Annotated in this window: 4 protein-coding genes and 1 riboswitch; all 4 genes read right to left on the reverse strand. The window is 69.2% G+C overall.

Annotated elements, in window-relative coordinates:
* Positions 1 to 73: 73 nt before the first annotated feature.
* The gene (locus ACREEF_RS15315) at positions 74 to 1,549 is read right to left on the reverse strand and encodes a cobyric acid synthase (protein WP_431566430.1); all 1,476 of its coding nucleotides are present in this window, start codon (positions 1,547 to 1,549) and stop codon (positions 74 to 76) included.
* Between the two features lie 117 nt (positions 1,550 to 1,666).
* On the reverse strand, positions 1,667 to 3,622 hold the full coding sequence (locus ACREEF_RS15320; RefSeq protein ID WP_431566431.1) for a TonB-dependent receptor plug domain-containing protein: 1,956 nt from the start codon (positions 3,620 to 3,622) through the stop codon (positions 1,667 to 1,669).
* Between the two features lie 138 nt (positions 3,623 to 3,760).
* Positions 3,761 to 3,969: riboswitch (cobalamin riboswitch) on the reverse strand.
* Positions 3,970 to 4,020: 51 nt separating this feature from the next.
* A complete protein-coding gene (locus tag ACREEF_RS15325; protein ID WP_431566432.1) occupies positions 4,021 to 4,710 on the reverse strand; it encodes a response regulator in 690 nt (229 codons plus the stop codon).
* A gap of 9 nt (positions 4,711 to 4,719) precedes the next feature.
* Positions 4,720 to 5,769, reverse strand: a 1,050-nt coding sequence (locus ACREEF_RS15330; RefSeq protein WP_431566433.1) for a sensor histidine kinase, incomplete at its 5' end; no start/stop codon positions are given.

Genomic DNA, 5,769 nt, shown 5'->3' on the forward strand with positions numbered 1-5,769 from the left:
CCGCCGCCGAAACGTTCCCGTCAGGGCGTGACAGGCCCCAGGCGATATCTTGCCGGATGAAACCGCCGGAAGGTCAGGTCAGCCCTGCGATCCGCGCCAGCGCCGCGATATCGAAGTGTGCTTCCAGCACGGCCGCGATCCGGTCCAGCGCCTGATCCACGCGCGCGGACTGATCCGCGCCGTCGCTGACCGCGCCCAGTTCCGCCAACAAGGCCGCGCGCGCCTCGGCCCGATCAAACAGGCCGTGGACATAGGCGCCGGCGACGCGGCCGTCGGCTGAAACCGCGCCGTGCGGCCGCCCTCCGATCAGGGCGAAGGGCTGGGCCGTCGCCGGTCCCTCGGTCACGCCAATATGGATTTCATAGCCGTCGAACGCGGCGTTCGAGTTCGTCAGACGACCTTCGACCCGGCGCAGCACCTTGTCGCCCGCCAGCACGGTCGCGACGTCCAGCAGTCCCAGCCCCGGCGCCGATCCCGGCGTCCCTTCAGCGCCCTCGGGGTCGCTGACCCGGCGGCCCAGCATCTGATAGCCGCCGCAGATCCCCAGCACCCGCCCGCCGCGCCGCACGTGGGCGGCGATGTCCACGTCCCAGCCCTGCGCCCGCAAGAAGGCCAGATCCGCCAGCGTCGCCTTGGTCCCCGGCAGGATGATCAGGTCGGCGTCGCCCGGCAGCGCCTGCCCCGGCGGCACGAAGCCAAAGTCCACGCCCGGTTCGTGCCGCAGAGGATCGAAGTCGTCGAAATTGGCGATGCGCGACAACATGGGCACGGCGATGCGGATGCGACGGCCCGCCTCCCCCGTCGCCGCCCGATCCAGCACCACGGCGTCCTCGGCCGGCAAGGATCTCGCGTCCGCCAGCCACGGCGCCATGCCCAGATCGGCCCAGCCGGTGCGCCGCTCGATCTCGGCCCGCCCCTCATCAAACAGAGCCGGATCGCCCCGGAACTTGTTGATCAGAAAGCCCTTGATCATGGCCCGATCCGCCGCGTCCAGCACGGCGTGAGCGCCGACCAGGGCGGCGATGACATGCCCCCGATCGATGTCGCCGACCAGAGCCACCGGCACATTCGCCGCGCGCGCGAAGCCCATGTTGGCGATGTCGCCCGCCCGAAGGTTGGTCTCCGCCGGACTGCCCGCCCCCTCGACGATCACCAGATCAGCCTCGGCCTGAAGCCGGTGAAAACTCTCCAGCACCGTGTCCAGCAGAGCCGCCTTGCGGTCCTGATAGCCCGCCGCCTGCCAGACGCCCTCGACCCGGCCGCGCACGACCAGTTGAGCGCCCGTGTCGCTCTGCGGCTTCAGCAGGACGGGGTTCATGTCGACGGTCGGCGCCGTGCGGCAGGCCAAGGCCTGAAGCGCCTGGGCGCGGCCGATCTCGCCTGCCCGCCCCTCGGCGTCGAGCGCGGTGACGGCGGCGTTGTTGGACATATTCTGCGGCTTGAACGGCCGCACGGTCAGGCCGCGATTGGCGAACAGTCGGCACAGGCCGGCGACCAGCACCGACTTGCCCACGTCCGAGCCGCAGCCCTGGATCATCAACGCCGCCATGGGCCCACCGCGAACAGAAGAGACGACTGGATCATCGTCGTCCCATAGCGGACCGGCCCGCCCGGCCGAACCCCAGGCTGCGCCTTGGGTGCGATCGGACAGGCCAGGCCTTCAGGATCAGAAGCGAACGCGGACGCCGCCGAACACGCTCTGACCGGCGGTCCCATAGTTCTGGACCGTCTGATAGGTCTCGTCGAAGGCGTTCTCGATCCGACCATAGACTTCGAGGTTGTCGTTGATCGGATAGGAGGCGCGGATGTCGACCAATGTGTAGGCGTCCAGGACCGCGCTGTTGGCTGCGTCGCTGAAGGCCTCTCCGACATAGCGGACCGATACGCCGGTCTTCAGACCGAGCGGCCAGACATAGTCCGCCGCCAGATTGCCCATATGCTCGGGCCGGCGCGTCAGCTGCTTGCCGTCGTTGACGCCCGAAGCGTTCTGGGCATCCGTCCAGGTATAGTTGCCGCTGAGGTTCAGGCGGTCGGTCACGTCGATGCGGCCGATCAGTTCGACGCCTTGCGCCTCGGTCTTCTGGACGTTCTTGTAGTAGCCCCAACGGCCCACGCCGTTGACCATGCACAGCGGATCGGTCGTGCCGAAGCTGCAGCTGTTGTAGCGGATCTCGTTGTCGGCCTGACGGTTGAAGTAGGTGGCCGAGACGACGGCGCGATCGAACAGGCGCTGCTCGACGCCGACTTCCCAGCTGTCGAACTCTTCCGGCTGAAGCGTCAGGTTGCCGTACTCGCTGTAAAGCTCATACAGGCCCGGCGCCCGGAAGCCCTGGCCCCAGCTGGCGCGCAGGACGGTGTCGCCCTCGTTCAGCGCCCAGGCCGCCGCGACCTGCCCCAGCAGGTTGTCGCCATACTGTTCGTGATCGTCATAGCGCAGGCCGCCGGTCAGGGTCAGGCCGTTCAGCACCGTCCACTGCACCTGGCCATAGACGCTGTCGATGCCGGCCTCGCCCTTGCCGAAAGCGGGGTTCAGGTTCCAGGGCGACGGCGAGCGGGTCTGCATCTCGGCGCGTTCGCTCTCGACGCCGAAGGTGGTGTTCAGCGTCTCGGTGACGGCGAAGGCGCCCTGATACTCCCAGCGACGGTTCTGGCCCTGGGCATCGAAGGTCAGCGGCTGGACCAGGGTGTCGGGGTTGTAGTTCTGGCGGTCCGTATCGGTCCAAGCGTAGCCGATCCGGTTACGGAAGCGACCGTCCAGCAGGTCGAAGTTCAGACCGGCGTAGGCCACCAGTTCGCGGGTGTTGCCGTATTCGCGCGAGTCGCCGTTCCAGGCGTCGAACTCGGCCCGGCCGTCCGACCAGACCGAGCGCAGGTCCAGCGACACGGCGTCCGTCAGCTTGAGGTTCAGTCGGCCCGACAGGCCGGTGTTGGTGTAGCCGTCGTCTTCCTTGCCGGCGGCGAAGGCCGAGAAGCCGTCGGTGTCATAGCGGCTGGCCGCCAGACGCCAGCTCAGGCGGTCGCCGGCGCCGCCGACGCCGCCGCGGAAATAGGTCGTGCCGCGCGCGCCGGCCTCGGCGTCGAGCGAGCCTTGCAGGGCCTCGGTCGGTTCAGCCGTCACGATATTGACCACGCCGCCGATGGCCTGGCTGCCCCACAGGGTGGACTGGGCGCCGCGCAGCACTTCGATGCGGGCCGTATCGCCGACCAGCAGGTTGCCGAAGTTGAAACCGCCCTGGGTCGAGGACGGGTCGTTCAGCTTGACACCGTCGATCAGGACGACGGTGTGGTGGCCTTCGGCCCCGCGAATATTCAGGCTGCTGGCGGCGCCGATTCCGCCGTTGCGCGTGTAGCTGACGCCCGGGGTCTGGGCCAAAAGCTCAGCCACGGCCGGGGTCTGGCGCGCCTCGATGGCGGCCTGGGTCAGGACCGTGACCGAGGCGCCGACGCGCTGAATCGGCTGGGCCGAGCGGTTGGCGGTGACGACCACGTCCCCGACCTGGGTCGCAGCGGCGCGGCCGGCCACGTCGGGGGCGGCGGCCTTCTGATCCAGCTCATCGGCGGCGGCGGGGAATGCAGCCAGAAGACTGGCGGCGGCGAGAGAGGCATAGGCGATCCGGTTCATCCGGCTGCTCCGTTGACGACGCCGCCCCACACCTCTCCAAGGCGTCGATCAGACGCGCGGAAGGGGCCGCGGGCGCGGCTAGGTTTCCACTTGTCGTCACGCGAGTCACCTCGACCGCTCGGCACATCCCGACCGTGCGGAGAACGACGGCGACAGGCAGGTCTCCTGGCTCGCGGATCAGGGCCGGTGCGCGTCGCCTTCCCAGGGGTCTTTCGAGCCGAAGCCTTCAGGACCGCCAGTGGCGTGTGACGCGCGGGCTAACCGCTTACAGTTGCGGGAACAGCCGGAGCATCACACTCCGTTCCCTTTTGATCCCCTTGCGGGGAACCTGACGCGACGGTGGCAGTAGGGCCGTGCGCCGGTCAGGTCAACCGATCCGGCCCGCGATTGCGGCGACGTCAGGCCGTCAGCCGATAGCCCACGCCGGGTTCGGTGGCGATCAGACGGGGCTGGGCGGGGTCGGCCTCCAGCTTCTGGCGCAGTTGGCCGATGACCACACGCAGATACTGGGTGTCGTCGGCGTGGGCCTTGCCCCAGACAGCGGTCAGCAGGTCGCGGTGGCCGACGACCTTGCCGGCGTTGCGCGCCAGATGGGCCAGAACGTCGTATTCCTTGGGCGTCACGCGCACGGCGGCGCCCGCGCGGGTGATCAGGCGACGCTCCAGGTCGATGACCACATCCCCCGCCGTCAGCGGCCCGGTCGCCTCGACGCGCGGGGCGGCCTGACGCAGGTTTGCGCGGACGCGGGCCAGAAGCTCGCCGACGCCGAAGGGCTTTTCGACATAGTCATTGGCGCCCAGGTCCAGGGCCGCGATCTTCTCGGCCTCCTTGTCGCGCGCCGACAGGATGATGATGGGGCCAGCGTAGAATTCGCGGGCGCGGGCCAGCACGTCCTTGCCGTCCATATCGGGCAGGCCGAGGTCCAGCACCACCGCGTCGGGGCTCCACAGGGCGATGCCGCGCAGGCCCTCCTGCCCGCTGTCGGCGCGGCGCGGTTCATAGCCGGCGGCGTCCAGCGCCGGGGACAGGAAGCGGTGGATCTGGGGCTCGTCGTCGATGACGAGAATTTGGGGACGGACAGCGGCCATGAAGGAAGTCTAGAGCAGGCTCGGGTGGGTGACGACGGCCTTGGGCAGGCTGATCAGGATACGGGTGCCTTTTCCGTCCATGATCGGGCTGGCGGCGGCGATGCGGCCGTTCATGGCCTCGACGAATCCCTTGGCGATGGCCAGGCCGAGCCCCGCCCCCTTGGTGCGGTCCGACGGCTCCTCCATGCGGCGGAACTTGTCGAAGACGCGCTCCAGTTCGGCGGTCGGGATGCCCTTGCCCTCGTCCTCGATGGAGATGACCACCGAACCCCGATCCTCATAGGCCGCCAGTTCGACCGTCGAGCCGTCGGGACTGTAGGCGATGGCGTTTTCCAGAATGTTGACCAGAGCCTGTTCCAGCAGCCCCTGATCGACCATGACCAGGCTGAGCTGGGCCGGGAAGTCACGCGTCATCGTCCGCTCGCCCAGACGCCGCGCCACCCGCTTGCCCGCGGCATTAAGAACGTCGCGCACGTCGACCCAGTCAGCGCGGATGTTGAGCCCCCCGCCCTCCAGCCGGGTCATATCCAGCAGGTCGCCGACATAGCGGCTGAGGCGCTCGGCCTCCTCGCGGATCGACAGCAGCAGATCGGCCCGCACCGCGGGTTTCAGCTTGTCGCCGAGGTCGATGAGGGTGGTCGAGGCGCCCAGGACCGTCGACAGGGGCGTCCTCAGATCGTGGCTGACCGAGTTCATCAGCGCGCCTCGGAAGCGGTCCGTGCGGCGCAGGGTCTCGGTCTCGACCGCCTGGCTGGCCAGATCGGCGCGCTCGACCGCCACGGCGCCCTGATCCAGCAGGGCCAGCGCCAGCTTTTCCTCGTCCGAGCCGGGCGACAGGGCGGCCGCCTCGATCCCCGCCACGCCCGCGCGGTCGCGCACGCCTTGCAGCGGCCGGAAGGTCCAGCGCGCCTGCGGCAGGGTGCCTGTGCCGTGGCCGGCCGGTTCGCCCTTCTCCCAGGCCCAACGCGCGGCGGCCATGGCCTCGGCGTCCAGCGGCGCCTTGATCGGCGCCCCGGCGATCAGGGTCAGTTCGTCGTTAATGGGCAGAAGCACCACGGC

Origin of the sequence: Brevundimonas sp. (assembly GCF_050729455.1) — a bacterium.
Lineage (GTDB): Bacteria > Pseudomonadota > Alphaproteobacteria > Caulobacterales > Caulobacteraceae > Brevundimonas.

Coding starts and splice junctions, on each gene's coding strand:
- ACREEF_RS15315 (WP_431566430.1), bottom strand. CDS start 1,549: ATGGCGGCGTTGATGATCCAGGGCTGCGGCTCGGACGTGGGCAAGTCG.
- ACREEF_RS15320 (WP_431566431.1), bottom strand. CDS start 3,622: ATGAACCGGATCGCCTATGCCTCTCTCGCCGCCGCCAGTCTTCTGGCT.
- ACREEF_RS15325 (WP_431566432.1), bottom strand. CDS start 4,710: ATGGCCGCTGTCCGTCCCCAAATTCTCGTCATCGACGACGAGCCCCAG.